8 protein-coding genes are annotated in these 15,417 nt (G+C 69.4%); 3 read left to right on the forward strand and 5 right to left on the reverse strand.

Annotated features, from left to right (window positions below; all coding sequences use genetic code 11):
* Positions 1-9: 9 nt before the first annotated feature.
* Together QHF85_RS04130 and QHF85_RS04135 are read right to left on the reverse strand one after the other, a co-directional pair.
* On the reverse strand, positions 10-5,922 hold the full coding sequence (locus QHF85_RS04130) for a type I polyketide synthase (RefSeq protein ID WP_281325719.1): 5,913 nt from the start codon (positions 5,920-5,922) through the stop codon (positions 10-12).
* 183 nt (positions 5,923-6,105) lie between these two features.
* On the reverse strand, positions 6,106-6,645 hold the full coding sequence (locus tag QHF85_RS04135; RefSeq protein WP_281325720.1) for a hypothetical protein: 540 nt from the start codon (positions 6,643-6,645) through the stop codon (positions 6,106-6,108).
* Between the two features lie 555 nt (positions 6,646-7,200).
* Between QHF85_RS04135 and QHF85_RS04140 the strand changes: the two genes are divergently transcribed.
* Positions 7,201-8,580: a PilZ domain-containing protein gene (locus tag QHF85_RS04140; protein WP_281325721.1), complete on the forward strand. Its 1,380-nt coding sequence runs from the start codon at positions 7,201-7,203 to the stop codon at positions 8,578-8,580.
* Between the two features lie 125 nt (positions 8,581-8,705).
* Here the strand turns inward: QHF85_RS04140 and QHF85_RS04145 are convergent, their stop codons facing one another.
* Entirely contained in the window at positions 8,706-9,152 is a 447-nt protein-coding gene (locus tag QHF85_RS04145) for a hypothetical protein (protein ID WP_281325722.1), read from the reverse strand.
* Positions 9,153-9,371: 219 nt separating this feature from the next.
* Here QHF85_RS04145 and QHF85_RS04150 point away from each other — a divergent pair, with 219 nt between their 5' ends.
* Positions 9,372-10,511, forward strand: a complete 1,140-nt coding sequence (locus tag QHF85_RS04150) for a S8 family serine peptidase (protein WP_281325723.1) — start codon at positions 9,372-9,374, stop codon at positions 10,509-10,511.
* A 76-nt stretch (positions 10,512-10,587) separates the two neighbouring features.
* Here the strand turns inward: QHF85_RS04150 and QHF85_RS04155 are convergent, their stop codons facing one another.
* Both QHF85_RS04155 and QHF85_RS04160 read right to left on the reverse strand, forming a co-directional pair.
* Positions 10,588-12,045, reverse strand: a complete 1,458-nt coding sequence (locus QHF85_RS04155; RefSeq protein ID WP_281325724.1) for a kelch repeat-containing protein — start codon at positions 12,043-12,045, stop codon at positions 10,588-10,590.
* A gap of 147 nt (positions 12,046-12,192) precedes the next feature.
* Complete coding sequence (locus tag QHF85_RS04160; RefSeq protein ID WP_281325725.1) at positions 12,193-13,407, reverse strand: aminotransferase class I/II-fold pyridoxal phosphate-dependent enzyme; 1,215 nt, start codon at positions 13,405-13,407, stop codon at positions 12,193-12,195.
* Between the two features lie 131 nt (positions 13,408-13,538).
* Between QHF85_RS04160 and QHF85_RS04165 the strand changes: the two genes are divergently transcribed.
* Complete coding sequence (locus QHF85_RS04165; protein WP_281325726.1) at positions 13,539-15,386, forward strand: S8 family peptidase; 1,848 nt, start codon at positions 13,539-13,541, stop codon at positions 15,384-15,386.
* Positions 15,387-15,417: the final 31 nt, after the last annotated feature.

The following is a 15,417-nucleotide window of genomic DNA, read 5'->3' on the forward strand; positions in this document are numbered from 1 at the left end:
CAGCAGCCTTCAGCCGAGGTTCAGCTCTTCGAGGACCTGACGGAGCACGCCCGCCGTCTCCCGGGCGGCAGGCTCGACGAGCAAGCTGAAATGGTGGCCCGGTACCTCATACGAGCGGACGTGCCCCGAGCAGAGGGCGCCCCAGCCGAAGGTGGGATCTCCGGAGAACAGCCCGTTTCGAGCGGCCCACACGGCCGTGTCCCGCGCGCGCAACACCGTGAGCGCGCCTTCGTACGCGGGCGGCTCGTAATCGATCAAGGCGTCGAGGTGCGCGCGATACAGCCGCAATTGGCGGCTCGATTCGCCGAGCTCCGGGGGCAACATCAGCCGCTCTCCGACGGAGCTCGCCATGGAGGCGATTTGCTCGTCCCGGCTGAGCGCCCGAAAGCTCGGTTCGTCGAGGGAGAGCTCGAACATGCGCGCCATGTCGAGGAGCCGCGCCGTGCCGCTCGGCGTCCGCGGGGCGGGCGGATCCACGAGCACCAGCAGATCGACCCGCTCTCCCGCGCGCGTCAGGACTTGCGCCATCTCGTAAGCCACGAACGCGCCGAAGGAATAACCGCCGAGTCGGTAGGGGCCGCGGGGCGCCACCTGCCGCATCGCCTGGATGAAATGATCGGCGAGGGCCTCGACCCGGTCGCACGGCGGCGCGTCGGTATCGAGGCCGGGCGCGTTGAAGCTATGGAACGGCTGGTCCTCCCCCATGTGCTGCACGAGCGCCTGGAAGATGAGCGCCGCGCCCGTCAATGGCGGAGCACAGAAGAAGGGGGGCTTCGCTCCTTTCGGGGCGAGCTCGACGAGCAGCCCGCGACGGCTGAGCGGGCTGATCGAGGCGGGATCCTCGGCGCTGCTCGGCTCGTCTGGCCGTAGCATTCTGGCGACGCGGGCCGCGAGCGAGCCCATGGTGGTGTTTTCGAGCAGGGCGCTCACGGGCAGGTTCACGCCGAAAGCAGCGCTGACGTTCGTGAGCACCTGGATGCCCATGATCGAATCCATCCCGAGCGTCGAGAGATCCTGCGTGCTCGCGGGGAGGTCGGCCTGGTTTCTCCCGACAACCCGAGCGACCTCGTTGCGGACGACGCCCTCGATGAGCCGGCTCGCTTGCTGGGGGTCGGCGGCGGCGACGCGTCTGCGGAGCTGGGGAGCGCCCGCTTTGGCGCCGCTCGAGGCCCCGAGCCCCTCGAAGAGGGAGCGCCCGGCGCGCGCCCGGTGCGATTGCTCGAAGAGATCCCAATCGATCCACGCGACGGTGGTGACGCCCGCGCCCTCCGCCACCGCCAGCTCCGACGCCAGCAAGACCATGGACGCCGGCATTCCCTGGAGCCCAGCGGCCACCATTTCGTGCTCGAGGTCGGTCCGGAGCGGCCGCGCATCGATGGGAGATGCGACCCGTACCGCCGCAGCACGCTGCCCGGCGCAGCGGCGGTTTCGCGCGAGAGCGCCGACGCATTCGGCCGCGAACGCGTCGATCCCGAGCCCCTCCCAGCCGAGCGCGGAGGCGGCCGACGAGAACGTGACGAAGAAATCGAGCGAGGCGGCCGCGGTCAGGGTATGCAGGACCCACAGCGCAACGCATTTCGATCGAAAGGAGGCGCGCAGCGCGTCCGCGGTGTCACGGCTCGTCAGCCGGTGCAGGTGCCCATCCTGAAAGCTCGCCGCGTCGAAGATCCCGCCCAGGGCGTGCGGCGCGCGCGAGAGGAAGACGCGCATGGCCTCCATGTCGGCCGGATCCGGCGAATCGACGAAGACACGGGCCCCCTGCGCCTCGAGCGCCTGGACCCATTCGCCGGGCGTTTGTCCGCTCTCGATGGGCAAGAGAAGGCTCCTCGCGCCGCGCTGCACGAGCCAGCGCGCGAGCTCCTCGCCGAGCGTGGTGCATGCACCGGTGACGAGGTATGTGCGGTCCGGACGAACCTCGAGCGGACGATGGACGGGGAGCGCCGCCCGCGAGAGCCGCGCCATGTATCGCCTGGCGCCGCGCAGCGCGACGTACTCCTCGGAGCTCTGGGCCGTGAGCGTCTTGCAAAGCTCGGTCGTCTCGTCCGCGCTCGCGCTCGGATCGAGGTCGATGAGGCCTCCCCACATATCGGGGCGCTCCAGCGAGAGCGTGCGCCCGAGGCCCCAGAGTCCTGCCTGCGCAATGGCCGGAGCCTCGTCCCCGACGGCCTGCGCCCCGCGGGTGACGAGCCATAGCCGCGGCACGTGCGCCCGGAACGAGAGGCGATCGATGACGCGGAGCGCGGAAAGCGGCCCCTCGCGCAGGGCGTCCTCGAGCGATCCGGGCGAGAGCGCGTCATTGGAGGGCGCGTCGAGCGCACCCAGATGAACGATCCCGTGGAAGGATGCGCCGACCGCGAGCGCGAGGTCGAGCTCGGCGATTTGCTGCTCGAGACGAGCCGCAGGCAGCGTGATGACGGCGTCGCCCGCGGCTTTGAGCTGCGCCGCGAGGGCCTGGCCCACGCCCCCCGTGTCCGTCAGGAGGATCCACGCGCGTCGAGCGGCCACGCGACCCACGGGCGGCGGTATCTCGCGCCAAACGAGATCGATGAACGCACCTCCGAGCGGATCTTCATTCTGCGCGCGGAGCGCCGAGGCAGGGTCCTGCGCGCGAAGAGCGATCCGGCGCGCCGACGCGAGCACGTCGCCGTCTTCACTCACGAGCTCGGCGCTGACCCGCGCCGACCAGACATCATACGCGTCCCAATTCACGCGCAGCCACGCGCGGCCTTCGGCCGACGTCGAGGTCCTCGTGAGACCCTCGACCGACTCGACCATCCAGGGCCGACCATGCGCCGCGGGATGCGTGATCGACGTGATGGCGGCGACGGCTCGCACGAAGATGTCGGCGCGGTTTTTCCCGACGACCCCGCGGGCGAGCGTCTCGCCCTCCCTTCGCCAGAGCTGGTCGATCGCAAAGGCGGCGGGCTCGACGCCGAGCAGCTCGAGCCGATGTGTCCAGAGGGCGGCGGGGACGCTTTGCCGGCGGCCGGGTCGCATGCTCGGCGGGGCGAGCTCCTCGTCGTCGTCGGACGGCTCGACGAGCGAGAAGCTGCCCTGGGCGACGCGTTTCCAGGGGGAATGGCTCCGATCTCGAAAGAAGAGCCCGATCGTCGCTTTTCGATCGCCGTCCGGGGTCGCGATGATCTGCATCGTCGCCGCGTCCTCGTCGCGGAGGGCCGGTGGGTCGCCGAGCGATAACGAGAGCTCGAGGGGCGCGTCGCCGAACGTCTCGCGCGCCGCCGCGCTCGCCATGGCCACGAGCCCGCCCGAGGACAACCACGAGCCTCCGACCAGGCGCTGGATCCCGATGTTCGCCCTCGCGGAAGGGCCGAGGCCGATCTCCCAGGCGCGCACCTCGGGCCGATCCGCGCGGGCCGGCAGGGCATGGCCGAGGAGCGGATGCCCCTCGGGGACGCTCGGCTCCTGGCTCGGGGCGGACGCCGCGTCGAACCAGTAGCGCTGCCGTTGAAATGGGTACGACGGGAGCGGCGCGCTTCGATACGCATGCGGCGCGTCGAACGCCTCCCATTGCGGATCGCTGCCGCGAACGTAGAGCGAGCCGAGGCCGTCGAGGAGGGACCGCAAGGGTGGCACGCCCGGAGCGAGCGAGGGGAGCATCGCCGAGGCGGTCGCCACGAGAGGAGCACGCTCCGTCCTCGTTTGTCCTGGCCCAATCTCGACCAGCGTCACGTTCCCCTGGAGGGACGACGCGGCGAGGATCGTGGCGAGCGGGCGGGCCTCTTTGGCCTGTCGCTCCCAGTAGGCCTTCGTGAGCAGGGAGGAGGCCTGCGCGTCGCCGCCGAGGCTCGGGATCACGGCGCGCCGCGGGCTCGTGGGCTTGGCCTTCGCGAGCACCTGCGCGAGGGCGCTCGCGTCCCGGGCGCCGGAGGAGATGAGCTCCGCGCGGGCCAGCGCGAGCGCCATGGCATCGCCGAGCGGGAGCATGCCGCTCACCCACGTCGCGACGCATTCGCCCGTGCCCTCTCCGATCACCACCGAGGGCTCGATTCCCCACGCTTGCCACATCTCGACGAGCGCGTACTGGAGGACGAACAGCGCAATCTCGTGGTCGACGGCGCCGTCCGGAGGAGGATCGATTGCTTCGCCCGTCACGATGGGAAGGATGCTTCGTCCGAGGAGAGCGCGCGCGGCGTCGTCTCCGCGCTGCAATGCTTCGCGCAAGGCCGGCGGCGCCGCGTCGAGGGAGGAGAGCGCGCCCCGCGCCTGCGATGCATGGCCCGAAAAGACGAACGCAATGCGTCTGCGCGCCGCGCCTCCCTCGACGCGCCCCGCGACATATGCGCCCGGCGCGCCCTCGACGAAATCCGCGAGCGCGGCGGACGCGTCCGCGCGAGAGGCGACGATCGCGGCGAAGCGAAACTCGAAATGGCTTCGCCCCGCGCCGAGCGTATGACATACGTCCCCGAGAGGCTGCTCCGGATGCGCGGGCAGGTGCCGGAGCATCTGCTTGGCGCGATCCCGCAGGGCCTCCGAGGTCTTGCCCGAGAGCACGAAGAGGTGCGCCGGCCGCTCGGACGCCGCCTCGACGCGCGGCGCGCGCGGCGGCTCCTCGATGATCACGTGGACGTTGGTGCCGCTGAGCCCCGTCGAGCTGATCCCTGCGAGCCGCGGCAAATCACCCCGCTTCCAGGGGATCTCCGCGGTCGGAATGACGAGGCACGTGTCGTCGAGCGAGACGTGCGGCGTGAGGCTCTGAAAATGAAGATTCGGGGGGATCGTCTCCTGCTGGAGGACGAGCACGGCTTTGACGAGGGACGCCATCCCCGAGGCGGCCTCGGCGTGGCCGATGAGCGTCTTCACCGAGCCGAGGACGCATGTAGCCCCGTCGGCTCGTGGCTTTCCCACGGTCTCCTTCAGGGCCTCGAGCTCCACGGGATCGCCGAGCGGAGAGCCGTTGCTATGGACCTCCACGTAGCCGACGCGCTCGGGCGCTACGCGTGCATCCTGACAGGCCGCGCGGATGACGGCCGCCTGCGCCTTCAGGTTGGGCGCTGTCGGGCTCGCCGCGCGGCCGTTGTGGTTCATGGCCGAGCCGCGCACGAGGGCCAGGATCCGGTCGCCGCGGCGCTCGGCATCCGAGAGCCGCCGGAGGACGACGACGCCGACCCCCTCCGCGCGGGCATATCCATTCGCGCTCGCGTCGAACGTGCGGCAGCGGCCGTCCGGCGACAGGATTTGCAATGTCGCGAGCAGGGACGTGAGCTCCGGCGAGAGGAGGAGGTTCACGCCTCCCGCGAGGGCGAGGTCGCATTCGCCGCGTCGCAGCGATTGGCAGGCGAAATGCAGGGCGACGAGCGACGAGGCGCAAGCCGTCTCGATGGTGGCGCAGGGGCCCTGGGTCCCCAGCGAATGAGCGATCCGACCTGCAATGAAGGACCGCGCATTGCCTGCGGGCACGTACGGGTGGGGCTCGGTCAGCGTCGGCGTGATCAGCTCGAGGTATTCCGCCGACGACACACCCATGAAGACCGCGGTTTTGCTGCCGGAGAGCTGCGTCGGCGGGACGGCGGCGTCCTCGAGCGCCTCCCAGCTCACCTCGAGCAGGAGGCGCTGCTGGGGATCCATGTCCGCCGCCTCGGCGCGACCGATCCCGAAGAATGGCGCATCGAATTGGTCGACGTTTTCGAGCAATCCGCCCCATCGCGCCGCGGGGTGAGGCAGACGGGCGCCGCTGCTCCATCGCTCGGGGGGAATCTCGGTCACGCAATCGACGCCTGCGCGGGCGCGTTGCCAAAGCAACCCCGGCGTCGTCGCCCCGCCCGGGAATCGGCAAGCCATCCCCACGAGGGCGAGCGGCTCCGCCTTGGCGCGCTCCACCGCAGCGAGCTTGGCCTCCATCTTCTCGAGGGCCAGGAGGGCCCGTTCGAGCGTCGAGCCACCGGAAGGCTGCCGTGTGGTCACAGAGTGCCTCGCCTACGTAAACGGATACCTTCGTAGGGAGAAAAAGGGCTCGTCGTGCCCCAGGTCATCCCCGAATGTCCGGATCAGGAAGCGTGTATGTTGTCGAGAGAGAGGCGATCGCCGCGGCGATCACGCCCGCGCATCGAGGACGCGAGCATCCATCCGAAGAGCGACCCCAGGGGGTCAGCTCTTCACGCCGGCATCGATACCGATCTTGATGACGGTCATGTTCACTTCGATGAACCACCGCGCGAGGAAATCAGCGATGTTCTGACGGTGCTCCTCGGCCGCGCGCGGGACGAGAATGTTGTACAGAATCATCGCGTTGGCAGTGATCTGGCCGACCAGGCCCGAGATCGTCGCGCCCTGCCCGTAGAACGCGGGGATGACCGAGTCCATGTACGTGTCCCACGCGATGGTCTCTTTCCCCTCGAGCTTCTCGATCATCATCGCGAGCGATCCGTCGAACATCTGATGGACGTCCGGGAGCGCGTACTTCACGGGGAGGAAGGGGTTGCTCCTGATGTGCTCGACGATCGTTACGCCGATCAGTTCGCGGTTGGCTCGCCACAGCTCGACGAAGTGATGTGCCCACGCATCCATGAGGGCCTGGTACCACGGGGGCCGTCCGTCCACAAGTGCTCTTCGATCCCAGGCTTGCGCGGGTGGTCGTGGTCCGTTCGCCGTCACGCCGCGACCAACGGCGCCGCGCGCTTCGAGCACCGCGGCGTCGTGGGCACGGAAACGACTCTTCCGTTCGCGTGAGGTTTCGACCAGGCTGGTCGTTCGGCGTCGGCAAAGGGCGCATGCCACTCCCACGGGGACGCCCGAGGCGACCGTGGAACACCACTTGACAGGATGGATCGAACATGTGTCGACGTGGAAACGTCGACCGCTTCGCCCCCGCGCGCTCGGCGATCCGTCGACATCCGCGCCTCGGGATGCTTTGCGAACATTCGTCGCGTCCGTGGATGCGGTCGTCGTGCTCTGGAGCACGGCAAAGTACACGTCATCGCCTTTGCAGGGTCTCCGCGGCGTGGTGCGTTCGACTCGAATTCATCGACCTCGGCGCAGGACGTCAGCGCACGCGGCGTGTATCGGCGGTATCCGATACGGGCATCTTCGACCACGCGAAGCACGGCCGGATCCGAAGGTCTCTGTTGACGAACCACCGAATTTGGTAGATGTTTCTTGGCATTCTATGAAGAGCGCGTCTGCCACGCGAGACGTCGCTCCGAGGGCAGCCTCATGGGTACGCACGAGCACGGTCGAGCGCGCATGGGTGGTCGTTCCAGCGGTGACGCTGCGGGCGGGCCCGAAATCAGCGAAGGGCAGCTCGATCCTTTGGGCACCGCGCCCCCGGTCCTCACGTGTCGCGTACAATACGAGCAGCAGTCGTTCGTGGTGCAGGTATCGAACATCAGCGAACGTGGGATGTTCATCCCTGCCGCGAGTCTCCCCGCCCTGGGCAGCGTGGTCTCCGTTCATCTGGTTTGTCCCGGCGGTGAGGACGTCGTCGCCGAGGGCGAGGTCCGCTCGACCGGCCTCGCTCCAAATCCCATTGCAGGTATCGGCGGCTTCGTCATCCGATTCACGAAGGTTTCGAGCGGCGCGTCGACGTTGCAGGCGCTCGGAAAACGTCGAACCGCGCTCCTGCGGCAAGAAGATGACCCCGGTACGAAGCTGACCCCGCTTTTGTTGCTGCCGGAGCTCTCGCTCGTCGCGATGCGGGACCGGATCAGCCGATATCCGCTTTCACCGCTGCTCGAATCCTTCATACGGGAGTACGAGGCCGTCGGTATGCCCCACAGGAACAGGTTCCTGTGGAAGTCGACGCGGATGGGGATGGACGTCGTGATGCTTCCGTCCGTGAACCCCGATCTGAAGCCGCTGCTCAACGACATCAAGACCTTGGGGGCGATGGCCGACGTCCTGCTCGACGATCTCGCGGACGAAAAGCAGGATCGAGAGCGGCTCGAAACAATGATCGGGCTGTTCAGCCACCGCCTGACGGGGCAGGGGACGGTATCCGTCCCCGTCGGCGATCCCTACCTGGCATTCGCCTCGTCCCTGTGGGAGCGGATGTGGGACATGATCGAGCGATTGCCGAGATATCACGAATTCTGCCGGGTGCTCCAGTACGACTGGCATCAGGTCATCAATTCGATGCGATACTCGCTGCTCGTCAATCAGATCCCCGCGCTGCAAAATGCAGCGGAGCACGATGCGTATGTCCCTCACAACATGCACATGATGTGCAATGCGACGCTGGATCTCATGTGCTCGCCAGGCGTCGCCATGGCCGAGCTCGGCCCGATCCGCAAGGTCGCGCTCCTCGCGCAAGAGCTCGGGCGCATTGGCAACATGGTCACGACGTGGGAGCGCGAAATCATGAGTCGAGACTTCACGAGCGGCGTCTTCGCGCACGCCGTGGACCAAGGTGTCCTGTCGGTCCGGGAGATCGAAAGCCAGCCGCCGCGGGCCCTCGCCAGCCAGCTCCGTCACTCCGGCGTCGAGACGAAGCTCTTGCTCACCTGGGAGCGCAAGCGGGCCGAGGTGCTAGGGCTGCGGAGCAGCACCCGCGTCGACCTCGACGCGTTCGCGGAGGTCCTCGACGAGATGCTGGCGATTCAGGTCGCCTTGCGCGGCATCATCTAGCAGGCTGTTGATAAGCTTGCTGCGCGCCCTGGATCGTCGGTCGTCGTCCTCGGAATACGCCTGTATTCCTGCGCCCTCCTCCCTAGCTCCAGGGCGCTCGCGGCGCTTCTCAACAGCCTGCTAGCCTAGCGCAACGGCCGCAGGCTGCTCACGGGGCCGCCTTTCACCGAAATGATGCGCGTGACCCACGTGGCGAAGAACTTGGACAGCCAGTCCATGGTGGTTGCCCGGATATCGGGGTTCACGTGCCGGCCCACATCGTCGGCCATCAGGACCATCATGCCCACCGTGACGTGAACCATGCTGTCCACGCGCTCTCCGGCGGCCACGAGCGACGGAATGATGGTCTCGAAATACATCGTCGCGATCTCGGGCGGATCGCGACCTTCCAGGGCCTCGGTAATCATCGCCATGTAACCTTCGATGATTTGCGACAGCGCATCGTGATCGTATTCCGGGCGCGCGACCGGAATGATCTCCTGAGAATTCTTGATTGCGGTCCCCAGGGCTTCGATGTAGATTTCCCTACGGGACTGCAGAAGCGCCAGCAGCGTGGGACCGAAGGCCAACATAGGTCCCCAGCGTATCGGTGTTAGCAGGCTCATGTCAAGGCGCTCATTTTGATGCGTGCGCCGAGATCCCGCGCTGGGTAGGAAACCGTCGACCCGCGATCGATGGCGATTTCATGCCAAACTGCGGTCTGGCGGCACGTCGTGTGGCTCGTCGCTCCACACGCTTTCCCACGCCTTTCGTTGCCGTCCCCCCTCCCTCGGTGCACAACCACGCCCCCGATGGCCCGCCCCCAGCTCCTCTCCATCCCCGAGCGCCTCGACGCCAACCCGCGCTTCACCGGCCGCGGCGTCGTCATCGCCCTCGTCGACAGCGGCTTCTACCCGCACCCCGACCTCATGCGGCCGAAGCGTCGCATCAAGGCCTACGCCGACGCGACCCGCGACGAGGCCGTCGCCGACGACTTCTTCACGCCGCGCGCCGCGTCCTGGCACGGCACCATGACCGCCTGCACGGCCGCAGGAAACGGCTACGTCTCGGGGGGGCGATACCGCGGGCTCGCGTCGGAGGCCGAGGTCGTGCTCGTGAAGGCGATGAGCAGCGAGGGGAAGATCACGGGCAAGAACGTCGCGCACGCGATCCGCCTTCCGCTGCGTTACCCGCACCTCGGCATCCGCGTGCTCAACGTGTCGCTCGCCGCGCCGTCGAGTGATCCCGACCTCCCCGAGGTCGAGGCCGCCGTCGCCGAGGTCGTCGCCGCCGGGATCACGGTCTTCGCCGCCGCAGGAAACACGCCCGGGAGGCCCTCGCGTCCGCCCGCGTCCGCGCCCGAGGCGATCACCGTCGGCGGGCTCGACGACAAGGGCGAGCGCGAGGGCGACGCGTCGCTCTGGCCGTCGAGCTACGGCACGATCCGCGAGGGGCTCGACAAGCCGGACCTCGTGGCCCCGGCGATCTGGGTGCCCGCGCCGATGCTGCCCGGCACGCTCGTCGCGCGGGAGGCGGTCGCCCTCTTCCAGCTCCTCTCCGTGCTCGAAGAGCTCTCCGTGGAGCAGGGTTTCTCCGAGCAGAAGCAGCGCGCGAGCCACGACGAGCGCAGCAGCGTGAACGGGCTCATCGACGCCGTCAGCGCGCGCATCAACCGGCAGAAGTACATCGGCGTCGACTACCAGCACGTCGACGGGACGTCGTTCGCCGCGCCGATCGCCGCGAGCGTGGCGGCGCAGATGCTCGAAGCGAACCCCTCGCTCACGCCCGCGCAGATCCGCGAGGGCCTGCTCGCGACGGCCGCGCCCATGCCGCAGTACCCGAAGATCCAGCAAGGCGCCGGCTTCATCCGGCCGCGTCAGGCCGTGATGTGGGCGCAGCAGAAGAAGCAGGACAAGTTCGTCGCGGCGGTGGAAGAAGGCGCGCTCGAATGAGGCTCGATTCGCGATGGTATGTGCACCTCGTTGGTGCCCATACCATCGCGAGCCCGAGGCGCGCCCAGGGGATCGATCAGGGGAGGATCGCCGGATCGAGGACGCCGCCGGTGTTCGTGACGCCGCCGCCGGGCGTGACGCCGCCCCAGATGACCATCTTGCTGCCCGTGCTGATGGCCGTGTGATGCGCGCGGCCGATGGGCGCCGTCGGGATCGGCTTTGCGCTCCAGGTGTTCGTCGCCGGGTTGTAGAGCGAGCCCGTGTTGAGGTAGCTGCCGTCGACGTTCTGGCCGCCCCACACGATGAGGCGCGGCGCGATCCACACCGCCGTGTGGTACTGCCGGAGCTCGGGCGCGCCTTCGGTCGTCATGAAGCTCCACTCGATCTTCGGCTTGTACCGCGCGCCGATCGAGGCCGGACCGAGCAGGTCGTAGCCGCCCCAGACGATCATCTCGGTGCCCGTCCACTCGGCCGCGTGACGCGCGCGCGCCGGCGGCTGGCCGTCCTTGACGAGGCTCCAGACGCCCGTGCCCGGGTCGAACTCCGCGCCGTCGCCGAGGTAAGTGACCTCGACGCCGTTGAAGCCGTAGCCGCCGAACACGATCATGTCCGAGCCGGTCCACACCGCCGAGTGATCCGAGCGCGGACTCGGAGGCGTGCCGCCCGCCGGGATCGCCTCCCAGCGGTCCTCGGTCACGTCGTACGCGCCGCCGTCGCCGAGGTAGTTCGTCCCGTCGAACCCGCCCCACACGATCACCTTCGAGCCGGTCCACACCATCGTGTGACCGGAGCGCGGCGAGGGCGCGCCGGCCGTGGTCATCGTCGACCACGTGTTCGAGAGCGGGTTGAACACGCCGCCCGTCTTGACCGGCGTCCCGTTTTCGCCGCCCCAGACGACCATGTGCGTGCCGGTCCAGACGGCGCGGCCGCGCGCGCGCGGCGCCGGGACGTTCGCGGTGCTCGTCGGCGTCCACGTGCCCGTGCCGAGGTCGAGCATGCCGCCGGTGTTCGTGTTGCCGCCGGCGGTGTTGCCGCTCCAGACGATCATCTTCGCGCCGGTCCACACGGCGACGTGATGCGAGCGCGCGGCGGGCGCGTCCTGCGTCGGCGTCGGCTCCCAGGCGTCCGCGCACTTGCCCTCGGTGCACGCGCCGAAGCACGCGTGGCCGCACGTGCCGCAGTCCTGGCTGCTCGTCTGCTTATCGACGCAACGGGCGGGATCGCCGCAGAACGACTCCCCCACGCCCGGACAGACGCACTCGCCTTCGGAGCAGATCGTGCCAGGGCGGAAGGCGCAGTCCGTGATCTCGAGGCACTCGACGCACGTCGACTTCTTCGCGTCGCAGACCGCGGTGGGCGCGGGGCAATCGGAGTTCGAGACGCAGCTCGTGGGCACGCCGCCGCCGTCGCCGCCGCTCCCTCCTCCTCCGCCGGGGCCCGCGCCGCCCGGGGTCCCGGTCGGCTCCCCGGTTCCCAGGGTCAGCGCATCCTGGCATGCACCGAGCAGCATCACGAGAGCTGCCGAGACTCCCACGAGCCCCCACGGCCTTCGGCGAGTAGCACCCATCTCGAACCTTCCCATTCTCACGGCCTCCGAGGCGCGCCGCGCGCGCAACAATGGAGCCGAGACGTTATCAGAACGCTCGATTTTCGTCGCGGTCGTCGGGGCCCGCCCGACGCGTCAGGGGTTCGTCGCTCGCCGGAGCCCGTCGACGAGCCGATCGATGTCCCGCTCGGCCACGGAGCAGAGGCCGACCCGGAGCGCGCCCTGGACCGGGACCACGAAGATGCCCTCCGCGCGCAGACGCGCCGCGGCACCCGGAGCGTCCTCGCAAAACACGGTCGTGAAGAACCCGCCGTCGTAGCGGGGATAGCCGAGGCCCGCGGCGGTCGCGAGCGTGTTCCAGCGCGCGACGCGGCGGTCGAGCAGGTCCTTGTAGGCCGCGCGCTCCTGATCGACGCGCGCGCGGAGATCGGGATCGGCGAGGACCCGGCCGATGGCGTTCATGCCGGTGGCGTTGCAGTTCGACCACGTGCCGCGGCTCGCGTACGTGAGCGCATTCTGGACGCGCGCGCGCTCGCCGCCGTCGGGGCAGAGCGCGACGAGCGCGCCGACGCGCAGGCCGTACTGCGTGAACGACTTCGACGCGGACCAGGCGAAGAGGACCATGGCCTTGTCCGCGAGGCGCAGCGCCGGCGCGAACGTCTCGGTGAGGTTCTGCTTCGCGTACCGTCCGTAGGCGACGTCGAGCAGCACGGTGATGGGCCCGCGCCCGGCGGCACGACTGACGACGTCGACGATGCCGTTCCAGTCTTTTTCGTCGAGCGAATACCCCGTCGGGTTGTGGCAAGGCGTGTTCAGGAAGACGAGCGCGCGGCCCTGCGCGTCGAGGACGCCGGCGAGCTTGCGCTCGAAGTCGGCGACGTCGAGGCGGCCCTTGTCGTCGAACATGCGGAACGTGGCGAGGGTGCGATCCGCCTCGTCCGCGAGGGTCTTGTACGGGCTCCAGTAAAAGCCCGTCGTGAGCAGCATTTGCTGCGGTTCGAGGAAGGTCGTGATCGCGTGGCGCAGCGCGCCGGAGCCGCCGGGCGTGGCGACGGCGGTCGCCTGGGAGGCCTCGGGACGGCCGGCGAAGAGGTCGTCGATCACGCCCTGCAAGAAGGCCGGCGGTCCGGCGATCGGGGCGTACGCGGCGCCGACCTCGGGCGGGACCTGGCGCAGCGCCTCGACGACGGCGCTGATCACCGCGAGCTTGCCGTCGTCGTCGAGCAGCGCGCCGACGGTCGCGTTGATGACCGGCTCACCGGACTTCTTTCTCGCCTGCGCTTCCGCGTTCAGCGCGAAGATGGGATCGTCCGCGGGGCGCGCGGTTCGCGAGGGAATCAAGAACTCCATGGAAGCGGCCGCTACCACGACTGAGGGAGCGCTGCCAAGCCGCGACATGCGCCGCGATGCGTCCAAGGTCGTCCCGCTCGCCGGCTCGATGCGCGCGGGACCCGGCTTCTGCGCTGCGCTAAGATAGCGACATGCGAACGCCTGCCGCTCTCCCGACCGCGCTCGTCGCGACGCTCGTCGCATCCGCGCTCGTCGTCACCGCAAGCGCCGCGAGCGCCCAGCGACCCGAGCGCTCGCTCGTGGATCCCTCGCGCGCGGGCGGCGTGCCTTCCACGTACGCCGACGCGCTCGGCCCGCTCTACGAGCCCGTGGCCATCGCGACGGAAGGGTTCCTGTCGACGCCGGCCGATCTCGGCGAGACGAGCTGGGACGTGCCGGGGCAGATCGTGGTGGACGCTCGCGACGACCTCGACGCGCCCGATCTGCTCTCGCTCGCCACGGACTTCGGGCTCTCGTTCACGCCGACGCGGCTCGAGCCGACGACGAAGATCCAGATCGCCACGGTGCCCATGGGCGACATGGCGAGCGTGCTCGGCCGGCTCTCGCGTGATCCACGCGTCGAGTTCGCCGAGCCGCTCGCGCGCGTGCGTGCGTCGTTCGTCCCGAACGACCCGCTCGCCGGCGAGCAGTGGCACATGGAGCGCATCGGCGCTCCGCGGGCGTGGGATTTTTCGGTCGGCCGCGGCGTGACCGTCGCCGTCGTCGATACGGGCATCGCCTGCGAAGATCACGGTCCGTTCATGAAGGGCACCGACCTCGCCGCGACCGAGTGCGTCGCGGGCTGGAACTTCGTGACCGGCGACGAGCATGCGAACGACGATCAGGGCCACGGCACGCACGTGGCCGGCACGATCGCGCAGTCGACGAACAACGGGATCGGCGCGTCGGGCGTGGCGTTCGGCGCGCGCCTCATGCCCGTGAAGGTGCTGAACGAGAGCGGCTGGGGCACGACGGCGGACGTGGCCGACGGCATCCGCTGGGCGGCCGATCATGGCGCGCACGTGATCAACCTGAGCCTCGGCGGCCCGCGCAATTCGAAGGTGCTCCAGAAGGCGATCGACCACGCGACGAGCATGGGCGCCGTGGTCGTCGCGGCCGCGGGCAACACCGGCGGCAGCGTGCAGTTTCCCGGCGCATCCGACGGCGTCATCGGCGTGAGCGCGACCGATCCGGGCGACAAACTCGCGTCGTTCTCGTCGCGCGGCGAAGGCGTGGACCTCGCCGCGCCCGGCGTGAAGGTCGTGCAGCAGACGGTGTGCAACAAGGGCCGCAACAAGTGCGAGCAGTTCCCCGGCTGGAACGGCACGTCGATGGCCTCGCCGCACGTCGCCGGCGCGGCCGCGCTCGTGATGGGCCTCGGCGTGACCGATCCGGCCGCGGTCGAGGACGCGCTGCGGAAGAGCGCGCGCGTGGTCGACAGCTCCGACGGCGGAAAGCGCCTCTACGGCGCGGGCGTGCTCGACGCGGCCGAGGCGGCCGTGGCCGTGACGAAGCAGCACGCGTTCACGCGCCTCGTCGCGCTCGTTCTGATGACGGCCTTCGTCGCGCGCGCGGCGCGCAAGAAGAACAAGGACGCGAAGAGCCCGCTGCGCCTCGACTTCCTCCTGCCGGCGCTCGCCGCGGGCCCGGGGCTCTTCTTCTTCGCGCCGTGGCTCCTGCCGCGCGCGGATTTCTGGGTCGACGTCGCCGCGCGCCCGATCGCGGACCTCGACCTGCTCGTGGGCGTCTCGCTCCATCGCTTCTTGCCGCTCGCGAACGCGTTCGTGCCGTTCGCGCTCACCGCGGTGGGCTTCGGCATGAAGCGGCTGCGCCCGGCGATCGCGGGGATCTCCGTGGGCACGGGGGCGTATCTGCTCTCGCTCGTCGCGCTCGGTGACGCGGGCGGGCCCTTCGGCCGCGTGGCGCTCGTCGCGTGGTGCGTCCTGAACGCGGCGATCTGCGCCTGGATCGCGCGTACGAACCTCGCCGAAACGCGCTAGCGTCCCTGCCGGCCGAGCTCCCTCGGCTCGG

This window comes from Polyangium sp. 6x1 (genome assembly GCF_029946515.1).
Taxonomy (GTDB): Bacteria; Myxococcota_A; Polyangia; order Polyangiales; family Polyangiaceae; genus Polyangium.